Below are 16,870 nucleotides of genomic sequence, written 5' to 3' on the forward strand. Positions count from 1 at the left end.
CGCAGCCGCCCTCAGTACGCCGAGCGGCCGCTGTCCAGCCGGACCGTCGCCTCCACCAACTCGCCCAGCAGCGGCCCCACCTGCGGCAGCCAGACCCCGCCGCCCGCACCCGGTCGCGGCGCGAGCACCCAGCGCACCCGGCCGGCCGACCCGCCGGGCGGCAGCGGCAGGAAGCCGCCCGGCCCGTGGTAGCGCAACGAGCCAGGGACCCAAGGGAGTTGGGCGAGCATCTCGCCGAGCGCGTCCAGCGAGTAGGGCGCCACCAGCAGCGCGTAGCGGCCGGGCATCGCCAGCACCGGGCCGAGCGGCAGCCGCAGCGCGCCGAGGTAGACCAGCGCCCGCGCCCCGGCCGCCGCGGGCAGGCTGACCGCCGAGACGGTGGAACCGGTGGCGGCCAGCACCGTCGCGTCCGGGCTCTGCCGCTCCCACCACCAGCGCACCATCCGGGCGTCCGTGGTGGCGGCCAGCAGCGAGGGGTCGTGCGGGTGCGCGCCGGGGACGCTGCAGTCCCGGTCGCCGCAGGAGCAGCGTCCGCCGCGCAGCACGGCGCTCGGCACCACGGGCCAGCGGTGGTCGACGGCGGCCCCCAGGGCCGCGGCCAGTCGGGCGGCACGCTCTTCGGACCGGTCCTTCGGGTTCTCACGCATGGCGCTCGTTCCTTTCCCTGACCGCTCGGTTCGCTCCACTCCGTCGGCGTCCGCCGGGACGATCCGCGCGGGTCCGCCGCGGCACGGCCCCGGAACGAACGGGGCGGGCGGCAAGGCGGACGGCGCGGCTACGGCGTGGAGCACGGTGCGGAGCACGACATGAGAAGGGCCGCGCAGTGGAACAGCCCTTGGAACGAGAATCCCGTATGCGACCGGATGGACGCCGCCCGGGCGCGCTTGGTTCCACCGTACGAGTGAGAGACGTCAGGCCGACCCGGCTCGCGGGCGGCAGGGGCATACGATCCGGACGGCCGCCCGGTCCGTCCCCACGGTTCTGCCCGCTCGCGGCTCGCTCCATGCCTCCCGGCCCTACCGGCGCGCGCACCGACCACGCACGCCCCCCGACCGGGTCGGGAGGGCCGTGGAACCGACCAGCGCGTCGTCCTGGATCTGGACATGCCCCGAATGGCCTGTGTAGAAGTGGTGGCATTGCTGTCGATCAATGACGAGTAGTAGCGAATCGAGGCGAAACACGCCCTTTGGCCGTGCTCGCTCCACATCGGCCGTACCTGGGGGTTCCGCATGGCACAGAGCACCGCGTCAGGAGTGGCGGCATGACCGAGTCCCACCAGTCGACGGCTCTCCCGTCGACGACGACCGCCGAGCCGGGCGAACCCGGCTGCGCAGGCGGGCTCACCGTCCTCGACCCGCCGGGGCTCACCGGCCCCGCCGACACCCCGACCGGCCCGGCGGACGACCTCACGGCCCCCTCCACCGCCGTGCAGGACCGTTTGGCCGGACGCCTGTCCGATATCACCAGCCTGCACGAGCACACCGAACGGCTCGCCCGGGCCCGCGGCCTCGACGCCACCCTCGACGCCGTCCTCGCCTCCGGCGCCGCCCTGCTCGGCGCCCGCCGCGGCGTCCTGGTCACCCGGCTGCCCGGCGGCGGCCCCGGCCAGCCGGTCGGCCTCGGCCTCGACCGCTCCAGCCTCGGCGCCCTGGAGACCGTCCCCACCGAGCAGAGCCTGCTCGCCCGGCTGCTCCGCGAACGCGACCGGCCCCGGCAACTGCACTCCCCCGACCTCGCCACCGACCCCGCCATCGGCGCCCGGCTGCGCGAACTCGCCGTCCACCTCGGCCTCGGCGGCGCCTTCGGCCTCCCCCTCGCCACCCCCGAGGAGGGCCCGCTCGCCGCCGCCGTCTGGTTCTACGACGAGCCCGCCGAACCCGCCGAATGCCGGCGCGAACTCGCCCGCCACTACAGCGAGATCGCCGCCCCCCTGCTCGCCAAGCAGCTGGAGGCGGACCGGACCCGGCGCACCACCGAGGCGCTGCGCCGCGGCCTGCTGCCCGACCGCCTCCCCCAGACCCCCGGCGTCCGGCTGGCCGCCCGGCTCGTCCCCGCCGGCCTCGACCGCTCCAGCGGCAGCGACTGGTACGACGCCATCCCGCTGCCCGACGGCACCGTCGGCATCACCGTCGGCTCCGTCTCCGGCGACGGCCCCGGCGCCGGCCCCGGCTCCGCCCCCGGCGCGGCCGCCGCGATGGGCCGGATCCGGGCCGCCCTGCGGGCCTACGCGGTACTGGAGGGCGAGGACCCGGTCTCCGTCCTCGGCGACCTGGAACTGCTGCTCAAGACCACCGAGCCGACCCGCAGCGCCACCGCCGTCTACGCCTGGCTCGAACCCGAGGAGCGCCGGGTCACCCTCGCCGGAGCCGGACACTGCCCGCCCGTCCTGGTCGGCCGCAACGGCGCCGAGTTCGTGGAGACCTCGCTCTCCGCCCCGCTCGGCATGCTCGCCTGCTGGGAAGCGCCCGGGGTCGAGTTCACCGCCGGACGCGGCGACACCCTGCTGCTCTACACCGAAGGCCTCGCCCGCCGCTGCGGCCCCACCCTGCACGCCGGACAGGCCAACCTCCGCCGGGCCGCCGCCGACGCCCCCCGCGACGTGCGGATCGACCCCGACCGGCTCTGCGCCCACCTGCTGGCCGTCTGCCCCGCCCCCGAGACCGCGGCGACCGCCACCGACGACCTGATGCTGCTCGCGGCCCGCTTCGAGTAGGCATACGAACCCCGCACCGGCGGGCGGCACGGCGTCCGTACCATGGGACGCACGGCCGCCCGCGCGTTGTCGCGATCCGACACTCCCCCGAGGGGCGGCGGTACCACCCCCAAGGAGGCGTTGAACGTGACCGAGGACCGCACCCCCGCGGTGGCCGAGAACCCCGAGGCCGAGGGCGGCGAGGAGCCGCAGAAGTTCAAGGGCCGCAAGAACGGTCTCTACGGCGAGATCTCCGACGAGCTGGCCGCCTCGATGAAGACCGGCTGGGCCGACACCGAGCTGCACGGCCTCGTCCCCGTCGCCCAGGCCCCCTACGCGGCCGAGCGCCGCGCCCGGCTGTCCGCCGCCTACCCCGGCGAGCGCCTCGTCGTCCCGGCCGGCAACCTGCGGGTGCGCGCCAACGACACCGACTACGCCTTCCGCGCCTCCAGCGAGTACGTGCACCTCACCGGCGACCAGACCGAGGACGCCGTCCTCGTCGCCGAGCCGACCGGCGACGCCGGCCACGAGTTCACCCTCTACCTGCTGCCCCGCTCCGACCGCGAGAACGGCGAGTTCTGGCTGGACGGCCACGGCGAGCTGTGGGTCGGCCGCCGGCACAGCCTGAGCGAGCAGGAGCAGCTGCTCGGCCTGCCCGCCCGCGACGTCCGCAAGGCCGCCGAGGAACTGGCCGCCGCGGCCGCCGACACCGCCGTGCCCACCCGCATCGTCCGCGGCTACGACGCCGGCCTGGAAGCCGCCCTCGCCGAGGTCCTCGACGCCGACCAGGACGCCGGGCTCAAGGAGTTCCTGAGCGGCCTGCGACTGGTCAAGGACGAGTGGGAGATCGGCGAACTGCGCGCCGCCTGCGACGCCACCGTCAAGGGCTTCACCGACGTGGTCCGCGAGCTCGGCCAGGCCGTCGCCACCTCGGAGCGCTGGATCGAGGGCACCTTCTGGCGCCGCGCCCGGGTCGAGGGCAACGACGTCGGCTACGGCACCATCGCCGCCGCCGGCCCGCACGCCACCACCCTCCACTGGGTCCGCAACGACGGCGACGTGCGCCCCGGCGAACTGCTGCTGCTCGACGCCGGCGTCGAGACCCACACCCTCTACACCGCCGACGTCACCCGCAGCCTGCCGATCGACGGCCGCTTCACCGACCTGCAGCGCAAGATCTACGACGCGGTGTACGACGCCCAGGAGGCCGGCATCGCCGCGGTCAAGCCCGGCGCCCGATTCCGCGACTTCCACGAGGCCTCCCAGCGGGTGCTCGCCGAGCGCCTGCTCGCCTGGGGCCTGCTGGACGCCTCCGCGTACGACGTCGAGAAGGTCCTGGAACTCGGCCTGCAGCGCCGCTGGACCCTGCACGGCACCGGCCACATGCTCGGCCTGGACGTCCACGACTGCGCCCACTCGCGCCGCGAGGAGCACGTCGACGCCCTGCTCGTCCCCGGCATGGTGCTCACCGTCGAGCCCGGCCTGTACTTCCAGCAGGACGACCTGACCGTGCCGGAGGAGTACCGCGGCATCGGCGTCCGCATCGAGGACGACATCCTGGTCACCGCCGACGGCAACGAGAACCTCTCGGCCGGCCTGCCCCGCCGCTCCGAGGACGTCGAGGCCTGGATGGCCTCCCTGGCCTGAGCCGCACCCGCACCACGGTGAAGGGCCCGGCCCCCCGGCGACGGGAGGCCGGGCCTCGCGCGTAGGGGGCTACTTCGCAACCACCTGGAGCTGGTAACCGGTGGTGGCGAGATCCGTGGAGTTCCCCGTGGTGCCGTTCGGCACCGCCAGCTTCACGGACAGCGGCAGGGTGCCCGGGCCGTCCACGGCGTTGAGGATCAGCCGGTAGTTCACCGTGGCGCTCTGCCCGGGATCCAGGTCGACCGGCACACCGGCCTCCAGAGGCGCGGAAACTCCGGCGAAGCGCAGAGACATCGACCTCCAGGCTCCGCCCTCCTGGATCTCCAGGGTTCCCCCCATCGGTCCGTCCGTCGGCGTTCCCGGGTAACTGCCCAGGGAGACCAGCGCCTTGGCCCCGGCGATCTTCGCAGTGCCGGTGTTCTTGAAGGTGACCGAGAAGGGAACCGCGGTCTCGTTGTTCGGCACCTGCAGGCCGTTCTTGAGACCGGTCACGGAAACGGTGGCGTCGGTCGACGCGGGCGCCTTGTGACCACTCACGTCCAGACTGTTGAGGATCGACTGCAGGCCGGCCTGGTAGTCGTCCTTGATGCCGTTCGCCACCACGTACACCTGGTCCGGAGCCAACCCCCACATCTGGGCCGTGAAGGTGTCGCCGGGCTTGCAGGTGACCTTCCACTGGGTCTTGTCCGCTGTCTTCCCGGCCAGGGACGGCCTGGTCCGTACGGGCGCGCCGACCGACGAGTAGCCGTCGGCCGGGAAGTACGGCCGGCCCCAGATCGGGCAGTTCGGCTGGTGGCCCCAACCGGACTCCGAGGCCAGGTCGTTCATCGTGGGCCAGGCGCCGCCCTCCAGCTCGTCCGGGCCGTTGTAGACCGCCACCAGGACGCCGTACGGCTCACACTTGCTCTGTGACCAGCCCTGCTGCGACTCCGTCGGCGCGCCCGGGCTCAGGACGCAGACCTGGCTCGACGAGGCCGGCACCGCCTTCCAGCCCGCCGGGATCCTGAACTTGACGCCACGGAAGGTGTACGGGGTCGACGGGGCCGCCGGGGGTGTGGTGTTGGTGGTGGTCGCGACGGAGGAGGGGGTGGAGTCGGCGAGGGGGAGTTCGGGTTCGGGGTCGGCCGTCGGGCTGCCGGTGCCGGTGTCGGTGGGGGTGGCCGACGGGGTGGGGGTGGCGGTCGGTTCGGCGGTCGGGCTCGGGGAGGTCGTCAGGGTGGCGGCCGGGGGCGGGACCTGGTCGTGGGCGACCGGTTCGCCGTGGAAGGTGAGCACGCCGAGCGCCATCGCGGCGGCCAGGCCGAGCGGTACGGCGACGGTGTACACGGGGCGCAGGCGGCGGATCCGGCTCTTCGGTGGCGCGGCCGGGCGCAGGGAGTGCGCCGTGACCTGGGCGGCGCGCGCGCCCATCGCCTCGCGGAGCAGCCGTTCCGTGGGGGTTTCGGCCGGCTCGTCGCCGTCGCCGCCGCTTCGGCGGGGGAGCTTGTCGGTCATCGAACCTTCTCCAGGTGCTTTTCCAAGGCGTCCAGGGCGCGACTGGCCGTGGACTTCACGGCACCCCGGGAGAGTCCCAGGGTCTCGGCTATCTGCGCTTCCGACATGTCGGACCAGTAGCGCAGCACCAGCACCTCTCGCTGGCGGGGGGTCAGTTCCTGCAGGGCGACCAGCACCCGGCGGTGCTCGTCGTTGAGGACCGCGTGGTCCTCGGCGGACGGGGCGTCGGCCTCGTGCGGCGGCACGTACTCGCGGGCGGTCCTGCGGCGGCGCAGCATCGAGCGGGCCCCGTTGACGACGGAGGTCCGCAGGTAGCCGAGCGCGTTGTCGAGGTCGTCCAGTTCCTCGCCGTGGCGCTGGTAGAGCTGGGTGAAGGCGTCCTGGACGACGTCCTCGGCCAGGTCCTGGTGGTCGACCAGCAGGACGGCCATCCGGACCAGACCGAGCCGGTGGGCGTGGTACAGGTCGGTCAGGGTGGGCCGGTCCTCGGCGGGCTTGCGGCCGCCGCGCAGCAGCCGGAACCCGGACCGGCGCTGCTTCGCCTCCTGCTCGGTGACGGCGGCGGCGAGCGGCTCGCCCGCCTCCTGCGCGCCGAACAGGGCGGCGACCACCCCGCGGACGGTGAATCCGCGCGCGCCTGCCGGCGCGACGGTCGGCCCGATGGCCATGGACATGTGCGCTTCCGCTTTCCCCCGGGACGGTGACGGCGTTCGCCGGACCGTCAGGTCCACCTGATCAAGATCGTGATCGGGAGGGATCCTCCCAGCCGCCCTCGGCCCGGTTCCCTCCGCCCCCGTACCAATGGACGTGTGGCGGGGACGGAGGTTGCAGGTGGGTTCGGGGAAAGTTCCGGGGTGGCCGGGACGGCTACACTCACCGGCATTCCGCCACCCGTGAGCAGGGGGTTTCGCATGGCCGAGCAGAACGTCGAGGGCCCGGTCGGCACCGGTACGGCGACCGCGCCGCGGCCGCGACCGGTGGCCGTCGCCATCGGTCGCCGGCCGGAGCCCGTGCACGATGTCGCGGTGTACGCCTTCGAGGGCATGGCACCGTTCGAACTCGGCGTCGTGGTCGAGGTGTTCGGGCTGGCCCGGCCCGAGCTGGCCGGGCTGCTGGCCACGCCCTGGTACGGGCTGAAGGTGTGCGCCGACCGGCCGGGCACGGCGCTGGACGCGGTGGGCGGCTTCAGTCTGACGGCCCGGCACGGACTGGACGAGCTGGCGGCGGCCGACACCGTGGTGGTCCCCGGGGTGCCGAACGCGTTCGGCGGCGTGGTGTCGCCCGGGCTGGTGCGGGCGCTGCGCACCGCGCACGAGCGCGGCGCCCGGATCGTGTCGATCTGCTCGGGCGCCTTCGCGCTGGCCGCGGCCGGGCTGCTGGACGGCCGGGACGCGACCACCCACTGGCGGTACGCCGAGCTGCTCCAGCGGCGCCACCCGGCGGTCCGGGTCAACCCGGACGTGCTGTACGTGGACAACGGGGACGTGCTCACCAGCGCGGGCAGCGCGGCCGGGATCGACCTCTGCCTGCACCTGGTCCGCCGGGACCACGGCGCCAAGGTGGCCAACGCCGTGGCCCGCCGGTTCGTGGTGGCGCCGCACCGGGACGGCGGGCAGGCCCAGTTCATCGAGGCGGCGGTCCGCCCGGTCGAGGAGGAGGACGACGGGATCGCCCGCAGCATGCAGTGGGCGTTGGACCACCTGTCCGTCCCGCTGACCGTCCCGGTGCTGGCCCGGGCCGCCCGGATGTCGGACCGCTCCTACCTGCGGCACTTCACCGCCCGCAACGGGACCAGCCCGATGCGCTGGGTGATCACCCAGCGCATCGCCGCCAGCCTGCCGCTGCTGGAGTCGCCGGACGGGACGGTGGAGGAGATCGCCGCGGCGGTCGGCTTCGAGAGTTCCGCGACCTTCCGCCACCACTTCGGCCGGGTGATGCGCACCTCCCCGACCGCCTACCGGCGCTCCTTCGGGCGCGGGGTGGCGTGACTCGCTACGCCTGCTCCCGCCTGCTCCCGCCTACTCAGGCCTGCTCAGCCCTGCTCAGCCCTGCTCCCGCCGGTCGGCGTTGGCGACGATGGCGTCGTGCAGCCACTGCGCCAGGCCGGGGGCGAGGTCTTCGTAGGTACCGGTCCAGCGCGGGTCGGAGACGTACAGGCCGGCCAGTCCGCGGTGGATGGTGAAGGTGCAGTCGTAGAAGTTCCGGCAGATGTGCTGCCGGTGCTCCTCGGCGAGGCCGGTGGCCACCGCGCCGTCGGCGGGCTCGCCGGCGGTGAGCGCCTCGACCAGGCGGGTGTTGAGCTCGGTCATCTCGGTCTGGATCCGCTGCCAGTCGGCCTTGGAGTAGCCGCCGGTGCGGCGCTGGGACTCGGCCCAGGCCTCGGTGTCGCCCCAGCGCTGCTCGGCCTCCTGCTCCCAGTCCTCCTGGTAGCCCTCGCCGAAGATCTCGAACTTCTCCTCCGGGGTCAGCTGAATGCCCATTCTCCTTGCCTCCATGGCGTGTTCGACGGCTGTGGCGAGGTCCTGGAGGTGCCTGATCCGGTCGGTCAGCAGTCGGTGCTGCCGCCGGAGGTGCTCGCTCGGGCTGACCGAGTGGTCGTCCAGGATCGCCGCGATCTCCTCCAGGGGGAATCCGAGTTCTCGGTAGAAGAGGATCTGCTGCAGCCGGTCGAGGTCGGCGTCCACGTACCGGCGGTAGCCGGACCGGGTACGGCCGGCGGGGGACAGCAGGCCGATCTCGTCGTAGTGGTGCAGGGTGCGGACGGTCACCTTGGCGATCTTCGCCACGGCGCCGACCGAGTAGCCCTCACTGGTCATCGGGGTTCCTCCCTGGTGCTGACCACCACCCTCGGCTCTCACGTCGCGTGAGGGTCAAGCCGTCGTGCCGGACGGCGGCCGGAACGGTGCAGCCGCCCCTCGGGCGGCCCACCGCTCAGGCGTCGGCGCCGACCAGCACCCGCTCGCGCCGCCGGGCCGCCCGGCGCCCGCCCTCGCCCGGCCCGCCGGAGCGCGGCCGCCGGGGCTGCTGGGTGGGCCAGAAGAGCACGTACGCGGCGGAGACCACCACGAAGGCGAGCCGGACGAAGCCGCGGGCCGAGTCGGACGGGAGGAGCAGCGTGCCGCCGTACAGCGCGGCCAGCGCGATCCAGCTCCACCACGGTACGAGCCGCTTCTGCCCGACCGCGTCCCAGAGCAGGGTGCCGAGCAGGATCGAGGCCGTGTAGTACGTGTAGACGCTCGGGTCGAGCAGGATCCGGGCGTCCGCGCCGAGCAGCACCACGGCCGGCCAGCGGCCGCGCCAGACGGCGATGCTGCCGAGGCCGAGGCCGAGCGCGAACTGGGTCGGACGGTCCCACCAGGGGGTCGCCGGGTCGGTCACCCCGAACCAGCGCAGCGCGGAGGCCGGCTGGTTGGGGATGGTGAACTTGGCGGCCGCCATGGTGTCCAGGTTGCCCAGGTAGAACGGCAGCCAGGCGACCGCCACCAGGACGGCGAACCAGAGCGCGGTGCGCAGCCAGTCGCGTCGGGGCAGTGCCAGGACCAGCGGGGCGAAGGCGATCGCCCAGGGCTTGGAGTCCACCGCCAGGGCCAGGAACACCGCGACCTGGGTGGGCTTGCCGCGGGCCAGGGCGTGCGCGGCGAGGGTGGTGAAGAACAGCGCGAGGACGTCGTCCAGGTGCGCGAAGCGGACCGACACCTCGACCCACATCGGGATGAAGGCCAGTCCGGCGATCAGCAGGCGCTGCTGGAGCCGGCGGTGGTTGGTGCCGGTGCCCAGGTAGTAGAGGGCCGCGGTGCGGCCGACCACGACCAGCATCACCAGGCCGAGCGCGGCGCTCGCCGCCTCGGCGACCAGCTGGCCGGTGTGCGGCGAGAACGGGGCGGTGAGTCTGGCCGCGGCCAGGCTGACCGGGCCGATCTGCAGCTCCGGGTGGTGGGCGTAGAGCGACAGGCCACCGTCGGACTGACCGCTGAAGAGCAGCTGCTCGCCCTGGCGCAGGTAATGCCAGGAGAAGCCGCCGCTCGGCTCGACCAGGAAGAACCAGAGCACCGTCCACGCGGCCAGCAGGACGTGGTGCCTGCGGAACGGCAGTCCCGCGATGCGCCCGGTCGCCGCCTCGTAATCGGTGGTGGTCCGTGCCGTGCGTACTTCCCGCACCTGTCCTCTCCCCGCCGGTTCCGCCCCCCTCCGGCCGGACATCCTATGTGACGGAGGAGTACCGCCCGTGCCGCCCGCGTGGCCGTCCGGTGGACGGTGCGGGCGGCCCGGGGGTACCCGGGAACCGCTTCCCCCAGGTCAGCTGTGCTGGCCGGACTTGCGGCGGCGCAGCACCACGAGGGTGCCGACACCGGCCACCAGGACGGCGCCGCCGACGGCCGCGATCGCGGTGGTGTCGTCACCGCCACCGGTCTGGGCCAGGGACTTGTCCGCGTTGTCGGCGGCGGTCTTGGCCTTGCTGACGCCGCCCGGGGTGATCTTCGGCGGGGTCACGGTCGGGGGCTGCACCGGGAAGTCGATCGGCTGCGGGGCGTCGCTGCTGCTGTCGCCGGCGGGCGGCGTGGACGGCGAGGCCGGGCCGGTGGTCGGCGCGGCCGTCGTCGGCGCGGTCGACGGGGTCGTCGGCTGGGTGGTCGGCGTCGTCGGCGCGGTCGACGGCGTGGTCGGCGCGGTGGTCGGCGTCGTCGGCTGGGTGGTGGGCGTCGTCGGCGCGGTCGTCGGCGAGCTGCTCCCGGTCGGGCTCGGCTTGCCGGTCTTGGTCGGGGTGGGGGTCGGAGTGGGCTTGCCGCCGCCCGCCTTGATGGTGAAGCCCGCGCCCTTGATGCCGTCACAGCTGAAGTGGCCGTGGTCGTCCTGGTCGTTGGCGTCGGCGGAGTAGACCACCGGGACGACACCGGCCTTGCCCAGCGGGGCGTCCTTGGTGAAGGAGGCGCGGATCTTGATGTCGACGCGCTTGCCCTGGGCGATGAAGAGCAGCGCGCCGTCACCGGCGTTGCCGTCGGTCACGTCGCCGAGGAACAGCAGCACGGCGCTGTCGTCGCCGTCGCCGCCACCGGGGGCGACCACGGCGGTCTTCCAAGTGCCGCCGCCGGGCAGGCCGGCCGGCAGCTGGAACTCGACCTTGAGGTCCTTCGACTGCAGCGAGCCGGCCTTGTTCTTGAACTTCAGCAGCGGGTAGGCGACGAAGTCGGTCTTCGTCGAGTTGTCGATCCGGTAGGTGAACTCGCGGGCGTCACCACCGGCGAAGAAGGTGCCGGGAACCCCGTGCACCGAGAGGTCGATGGCCTGGTGGCCCGCCTTCTCGGCCGGCGCGGCGGCGGACGGGGATCCGGTGGTGCCGACGGCCACGGCGCCCTGGGCGCCGGCCAGCACGAGCGAGGACGCGAGCGCGGCGGCACCGGCGAGGGCGAGAGTGCGACGTATGGACAAGGGAGACCTCACGGACGTTTCCGGGCGAGGCCCGGGCGCGGGAGGGTGGCCGCGGACGCCCCGCCCCCCGCGAAGCTGAAAGTGCGACGGAGAGTACCGAACGATCCGGCCGCTCCGGAAGGCGGGTGGCGCACTGTGCCCAAGACTTGGCGAAGGGCCGTCCGGTTCGTCCAACTCCGTCCATCGGTAAGGCTTTTGCGCTTTGCCAAATGATGACCACAGAGTGACGGGTACACGTCCGGACGACCGTACCGCACGCGCCGCTGGCGGCGGTGCCCGGGCACCGCCGCCGGCGGGGGCTCAGCCGGCGAAGAAGGACTTGGCCGCGACCAGCGCCCGCTCGTCGCGCAGCACGTCCCCCGGGCGGGTGCCGTTGCCGAGCAGCGCGCCGCCCCAGCGCATCCCCATGTACTCGGCGGTCAGCCGGAGCGTGCCGATCAGCGGCTCGGCCGTGGACTCGGCGCCGCTCAGGGCGGTGACGCTCCACAGCGTGGCGCCGCCCATCCGGGCCCGGAAGTCCAGCCCGGGCACCCGCAGCCAGGCCGACCAGTGGTCGAGGTAGAGCTTGGCACTGGTCGGCAGGGTGTACCAGTACAGCGGCGCGACGAAGACCAGGTCGGTGGCGGCCAGGGTGGCGTCCAGCAGGGTCCGCTCGTGGCCGACCGGCTCGGGGGTGCGGCCGTCGCCGACGTGCCGCCGGTCCCGGTGCGGCGGCAGCGGGTGCTCTTCGAGCCGCAGCCAGCGCTGCTCGGCCCCATCCGGCAGGCTCGCCTCGGCGGCCAGCCGCGCCAGCCGGGCGGAGTTGCCGCCGGTGCGCGCGCTGGCGTCGAGGAACAGGAAACGGCGCGGCGCCTCGGCGCCGGACGGCTGGTCGGTCATCGGAAACTCCCCCGGGTCACGTGGTGCGGACGGAGGTACGAGCCTCCGCGGCGCACCGGTTATTCCGGGGGCGTCGGTTCCGGGCCCGTCAGCTCCGCGCCCGGGCCCGCAGCCGCAGGCCGGTCGGTTCCGGGCCCGCAGCCGCAGGCCGGCCGCCGGTCAGTCCGGCAGTCCGGCCCGGCGGCGGGCGACGGCGGCGACCGCCGCCCAGTCCTTGTCCCCGTCGCCGTGCGCCAGCGCGTCCAGGAAGGCGTCCCGCAGGATGCTGCCGAACGGCAGCGGCACGTGGCGGGCCGCCCCCGCGTCCAGGGCGAGGCCGACGTCCTTGAGCCCGAGCGGCAGCCGGAAGCCGGCCGGCTCGTAGCGGCGCTCGGCCACCATCGCGCCGTAGCCCGAGTAGACCGGCCCGGGGAAGAGCGTGCCGGTGAGCATCTCGATCAGGTCGGTCGGCCGGACCCCGTTGGCCTCGGCCAGGCTGCACGCCTCGGCCATCGACTCGATCGCGCAGGCCAGCAGGAAGTTGGTGCTGATCTTGGCGGTGTTGGCCTGCCGGGGGCTCTCGCCGAAGTGCCAGGTGCGCTGCCCCATGGCGGCGAACAGCGGCTCCGCCCTGGCCAGCAGGTCGGCGCCGCCCGCGGCCAGGATGTTCAGCCGGCCCTCCGCCGCGACCGGCGGCCGGCCGAGGACGGGCGCGGCGACGTAGCCGATGCCGTGCTCGGCGTGCAGCGCCTCGGCCCGCTCGGCGATCGCGAGCGAGACGGTGGCCATGTTGACGTGCAGGCTCGCCGCCGCGCCGGTCAGCAGGGCGGGGTCGAGCAGCAGCCGCTCGACCGCGTCGTCGTTGGCGAGCATCGAGACCACCGTGTCGGCGGCGAACACCTCGGCGAGCGAGCCGGCCGCCTCCGCGCCCTCGGCCACCAGCGCGGCCACCGGCTCGGGCGAGCGGTTCCAGACCCGTACGGCGTGACCGGCCCGCAGCAGGCTGCCGGCCATGCCCCGTCCCATCGCGCCCAGTCCCACGAAGCCGACCGTCGTCCCGGTCATCCGCCCACTCCCGTCGCCGTCGTCGATCACTGCGGCCGACTGTACGTCAGGAGGCGAACCGCCCGGGGCCCGTGGGCAGCTCGGGGCCCGTGGGCAGCTCGGGCTCAGGCGCAGGCGCGGGCGGGCATCCGGCCACGGTTGGCGGCGGCGCCGCGCTCCAGCTCGGCGACCACCCGGCCGCGCAGCAGCTCGTACTGCGCCTGCAGCCGGCCCGGACGGGCCGGGCGGGCGACCGGGCGGCCGGGGCCGACCAGTTCGTCCGGCCCGAACTGCTCGCGGGTGAGGTCGATCTCGAAGCCGGTGGCGAAGCGGTTCCACCAGTGCAGGTCCGTACGGACCCCGTCGACGTACACCTCGCCCATCATCAACTCGCCGCCGAGCAGGTCGTGCACCACCATCGCCGTCACCCCGCACTGGCCGCGGGCGGGATTGTCGGGACGCCAATGGGCCAGATCCTCGGGCGCACAGGTGTCGACACCCCAGGAGGAGCGGATCGCACGTTCGATGTCGTTGAGGGTCCACGCCGTCATACCGGAGAGCCTGCCACGCGGCACTGACAGCGGCAGCGGCTTTTCGAAGGGTCACCCCGTGTTCTGCGGTGACCCTCCCGGCGTTCACCCGATCGAGTCAAACGCACCCGGCCGGTCGAACGGCCCCGGCCGGCCGGGGGCACCCGTCACCCCGCCGACGGGACGGCGGGGCGGCGAGGCAGGGGCGTCACTTCGCCAGGGCGGCGACGCCGGCCTGCGCGAACTGCTCGTCCAGGTCGCCGCTGGGCGCGCCCGCGACACCGATCGCCGCGACCGGAGCGCCCTTGGACTGCACCGGGGCGCCGCCGGCCAGGAACAGCGTGCCCGGGATGTCCTTCAGGTTCGGGGCCTGGGCGAGCCGCTTGGCCAGCTCCGAGGTCGGCGCGTTCCAGGACACCGCGGTGAAAGCCTTGCGCTCGGCCGACTCCGGGGCCTGCGGGCCGGCGCCGTCGCCCTTCAGCAGCACCCGGGTGACGCCGTCGCGGTCGACGACCGCGACCGAGACGTGCTGGCCGGCCTTGGTCGCCGCGTCCAGGGCGGCCTGGGCGGCGCGGGTGGCGGCGTCGATGGTCAGGCCGGTGCTCTGGGCGAGGTTCTTGTTCTGGGTGTCGACCTTCACCGCGGCCGGGGCGGCCGGGGTGTCGGTGGTCTCGGCGCTGGCCGAGACGGCGCCCACGGTGGCGGCGGCGATCGCGGCGGCGGCGACGGTGCCGGTCAGCACCCGGGTGCGCACGGAGGTCTTCTTCATGGTCAAGCTCCTCGACGGGTCTGCGGGGTGGTGCGGGGTTTCGGGGGCCGCCGGGCCGGGGGGCGTCCGGCGGCACGTTCCGATCCTCCGTCCGGGGACCCGCCCGCCACATCGACGGTCCGGCGCGAGCGTTTGGGCATGATGGAGGACGGCGGCGTCAACCGATCGGCTGATGCGGGACCGGGCCGGACGGGTCACCATCGAGGAATCGGCGCAGGTCGGCGCGGGTCCACCGCTCGCATCCGGGCCCACCCCGTCCGCAGGCCCGCCGCTCGCCCGCGGACCCGGCACCCGGGTGCGCCCGCGCCGCCCGCGCACCGCCCGTCCGACCAGGAGCCACCCGTGCCACAGTCCCGCCCCGCAGGCCCCGACCTCGGCCGCGACGCCGGGGACCCGGACGCCGGCCGGCTGGCGGTGCTGCTGGACTCCGCCTTCGTGGTGCTGCTCGCCGCCTCGCTCAACCGCTACCTCACCCACCACTCCGGCAACTCCCAGGCCCCCTGGGTGATCGGGCTGAGCGCCGCCCTGGCCCTCGCCCAGCCGGCCGGCTCCTGGCTCGACCACCACCGGCCGACCGCCTCGGGCCGGCGCCGCCGCTGGCCCCTGGCCCTGGTGGTGGTGCTCTGGGTGGTGCTGGTGCTGCTCGCGCCGAGCTTCGCCTGGTGCGCCGTCCCGCTGATCTACACCGCGCTGCGGGCGCTGCCCGCGAAGGCGGCGATCCCACTGGTGGGCGCCCTGACCCTGCTGGTGGTGATCGCCGAGATCCGGCTGCCCGGCGGGGCGGACGCCACGCTCGTCCTGCTGCCGCCCGCGGTGGCGGCGCTCGCCACCGGCGTCTTCCTCTTCATGGCCCGGCAGGCCGCCCGGCAGCGCGCGCTGATCGCCGACCTGGTCCGCACCCGGCGCGAACTCGCCGCCACCGAACGGCGGGAGGGCACCCTGGCCGAGCGCGCCCGGCTGGCGATGGAGATCCACGACACCCTGGCGCAGGGCCTGTCCAGCCAGCAGATGCTGCTGCAGGCCGCCGAGCGCACCTGGGACACCGCCCCGACGACCGCCCGCGCCCACGTCCGCACCGCCGCCGAGGTGGCCGCCCGCAACCTCGCCGAGGCCCGGCGCTTCGTCCACGACCTCGCACCGGCCGAACTCGCCGACGGCCGGACGCTCGACCAGGCGCTGCGGGCGCTGGCCGGGCGGGAGTCCGCCGAGAGCGGGCTGCCGGTCCGCTTCCACCTGGACGGCACGCCCGTCCCGCTGCCCACCGCCACGCAGTCCGCCCTGCTGCGGATCGCCCAGGGCGCGCTGGCCAACGTCCGCGAGCACGCCGGGGCGTCGGCCGCGGCGATCACGCTGTCCTTCCTCGGCGACCAGGCGGTGCTGGACATCGCGGACGACGGGCTGGGCTTCGACCCGGCGGCCGCGGGCACCGGCGGCGGGCGCGGGTACGGGCTGCCCGCGATGCGCGCCCGGCTGCGGCAGCTGGGTGGCACCCTGACCGTGGAGAGCACGCCCGGCGAGGGCACCGTCGTCTCGGCCGCGATCCCCCTGGAGCACCGATGAGCGAGCGGTACCCGTGAACGAGCGGTACCCGCGGACCCGCAGCACCGATGAGCGAGCGGTACCCGTGAACGAGCGGTACCCGCGAACCCGCAGCACCGATGAGCCCGCAGCACCGATGAGCCCGCAGCCCCGATGAACGTGGAGCACCGATGAACGCGACCCCCGTCCGACTGCTGGTCTGCGACGACCACGCGGTGGTCCGGGCCGGACTGCTGGCGCTGCTCGCCAGCGCGGGCGACATCGAGGTGGTCGGCGAGGCCAGCACCGGGGAGGAGGCCGTCGCGCTGGCCGCCCGACTGACCCCCCAGGTGGTGCTGATGGACCTTCAACTCGGGGACGGCATCGACGGCGTGGAGGCCACCCGGCGGATCACCGCCGAGCCGGGCGGGCCGCACGTCCTGGTGCTCACCACGTACGACACCGACGCCGACATCACCCGGGCGATCGCCGCCGGCGCCACCGGCTACCTGCTGAAGGCCGAGCGGCCGGAGGAGCTGTTCGCCGCCGTGCACGCGGCCGCGCAGGGCCGGACGGTGCTCTCGCCGCCGGTGGCCTCCCGGGTGATGGCGCAGATGCGGGCGCCCTCGCCGCAGCTCACCGAGCGCGAGCAGGACATCCTCGAACAGCTGGCGCAGGGCCTGGGCAACCGCGAGATCGCGCGGGCGCTGTTCATCAGCGAGGCCACGGTGAAGACCCATCTCGGGCGGATCTACGACAAGTTGGGCGTGGACACCCGGTCGGGCGCGGTGGCGGTGGCGAAGGAACGCCGGCTGCTGCGCTGAGCCGGCCGCGACGCGCCTCCCCGCCCGTGCCCGTCCGCCGACGGACGGCTGCGCTGGGCGTTCGCGC

15 protein-coding genes are annotated in these 16,870 nt (G+C 74.5%); 5 read left to right on the plus strand and 10 right to left on the minus strand.

Annotated features, from left to right (window positions below; all coding sequences use genetic code 11):
• Positions 1–11 precede the first annotated feature (11 nt).
• Positions 12–647: a bifunctional DNA primase/polymerase gene (locus IE332_RS01350; RefSeq protein ID WP_189913170.1), complete on the minus strand. Its 636-nt coding sequence runs from the start codon at positions 645–647 to the stop codon at positions 12–14.
• A gap of 614 nt (positions 648–1,261) precedes the next feature.
• Here IE332_RS01350 and IE332_RS01355 point away from each other — a divergent pair.
• Both IE332_RS01355 and IE332_RS01360 read left to right on the plus strand, forming a co-directional pair.
• On the plus strand, positions 1,262–2,713 hold the full coding sequence (locus IE332_RS01355; RefSeq protein WP_189913171.1) for a PP2C family protein-serine/threonine phosphatase: 1,452 nt from the start codon (positions 1,262–1,264) through the stop codon (positions 2,711–2,713).
• Positions 2,714–2,839: 126 nt separating this feature from the next.
• Positions 2,840–4,339 (plus strand): aminopeptidase P family protein, encoded by a 1,500-nt coding sequence (locus IE332_RS01360; protein ID WP_373313661.1) that lies wholly within the window; start codon positions 2,840–2,842, stop codon positions 4,337–4,339.
• A gap of 69 nt (positions 4,340–4,408) precedes the next feature.
• Here IE332_RS01360 and IE332_RS01365 read toward each other — a convergent pair whose 3' ends face one another.
• Together IE332_RS01365 and IE332_RS01370 are read right to left on the minus strand one after the other, a co-directional pair.
• Complete coding sequence (locus tag IE332_RS01365) at positions 4,409–5,833, minus strand: hypothetical protein (RefSeq protein WP_189913173.1); 1,425 nt, start codon at positions 5,831–5,833, stop codon at positions 4,409–4,411.
• Positions 5,830–6,507: an RNA polymerase sigma factor gene (locus IE332_RS01370; protein WP_229928207.1), complete on the minus strand. Its 678-nt coding sequence runs from the start codon at positions 6,505–6,507 to the stop codon at positions 5,830–5,832. The genes IE332_RS01365 and IE332_RS01370 overlap by 4 nt, the downstream gene beginning before the upstream one ends.
• A gap of 336 nt (positions 6,508–6,843) precedes the next feature.
• Here IE332_RS01370 and IE332_RS01375 point away from each other — a divergent pair, with 336 nt between their 5' ends.
• On the plus strand, positions 6,844–7,821 hold the full coding sequence (locus IE332_RS01375) for a helix-turn-helix domain-containing protein (RefSeq protein ID WP_444542932.1): 978 nt from the start codon (positions 6,844–6,846) through the stop codon (positions 7,819–7,821).
• Between the two features lie 54 nt (positions 7,822–7,875).
• Here the strand turns inward: IE332_RS01375 and IE332_RS01380 are convergent, their stop codons facing one another.
• From IE332_RS01380 to IE332_RS01410, 7 genes are all read right to left on the minus strand, one after another.
• Entirely contained in the window at positions 7,876–8,649 is a 774-nt protein-coding gene (locus tag IE332_RS01380) for a MerR family transcriptional regulator (protein WP_189913175.1), read from the minus strand.
• Positions 8,650–8,764: 115 nt separating this feature from the next.
• A complete protein-coding gene (locus IE332_RS01385) occupies positions 8,765–9,991 on the minus strand; it encodes a hypothetical protein (protein WP_373313662.1) in 1,227 nt (408 codons plus the stop codon).
• Between the two features lie 138 nt (positions 9,992–10,129).
• Positions 10,130–11,260: an LPXTG cell wall anchor domain-containing protein gene (locus IE332_RS01390; protein ID WP_189913176.1), complete on the minus strand. Its 1,131-nt coding sequence runs from the start codon at positions 11,258–11,260 to the stop codon at positions 10,130–10,132.
• Between the two features lie 300 nt (positions 11,261–11,560).
• Entirely contained in the window at positions 11,561–12,139 is a 579-nt protein-coding gene (locus IE332_RS01395; protein ID WP_189913177.1) for an NAD(P)H-dependent oxidoreductase, read from the minus strand.
• Positions 12,140–12,298: 159 nt separating this feature from the next.
• Positions 12,299–13,213 (minus strand): NAD(P)-dependent oxidoreductase, encoded by a 915-nt coding sequence (locus tag IE332_RS01400; protein ID WP_229928208.1) that lies wholly within the window; start codon positions 13,211–13,213, stop codon positions 12,299–12,301.
• A 74-nt stretch (positions 13,214–13,287) separates the two neighbouring features.
• Positions 13,288–13,713 (minus strand): YunG family protein, encoded by a 426-nt coding sequence (locus IE332_RS01405; protein ID WP_189913178.1) that lies wholly within the window; start codon positions 13,711–13,713, stop codon positions 13,288–13,290.
• A 187-nt stretch (positions 13,714–13,900) separates the two neighbouring features.
• Positions 13,901–14,461 carry a GlcG/HbpS family heme-binding protein gene (locus IE332_RS01410; RefSeq protein ID WP_189913179.1) on the minus strand — a complete coding sequence of 187 codons (561 nt, stop codon included), beginning with the start codon at positions 14,459–14,461 and terminating at the stop codon, positions 13,901–13,903.
• A gap of 342 nt (positions 14,462–14,803) precedes the next feature.
• On the opposite strand from IE332_RS01410, the gene IE332_RS01415 reads away from it, so the two are divergent.
• Together IE332_RS01415 and IE332_RS01420 are read left to right on the plus strand one after the other, a co-directional pair.
• Positions 14,804–16,021, plus strand: a complete 1,218-nt coding sequence (locus IE332_RS01415) for a sensor histidine kinase (RefSeq protein ID WP_229928209.1) — start codon at positions 14,804–14,806, stop codon at positions 16,019–16,021.
• A 149-nt stretch (positions 16,022–16,170) separates the two neighbouring features.
• The gene (locus IE332_RS01420; protein WP_189913180.1) at positions 16,171–16,803 is read left to right on the plus strand and encodes a response regulator; all 633 of its coding nucleotides are present in this window, start codon (positions 16,171–16,173) and stop codon (positions 16,801–16,803) included.
• The last annotated feature ends 67 nt before the right edge of the window (positions 16,804–16,870 follow it).

Origin of the sequence: Kitasatospora xanthocidica, assembly GCF_014656195.1 — a bacterium.
Classification (GTDB): Bacteria; Actinomycetota; Actinomycetes; order Streptomycetales; family Streptomycetaceae; genus Kitasatospora; species Kitasatospora xanthocidica.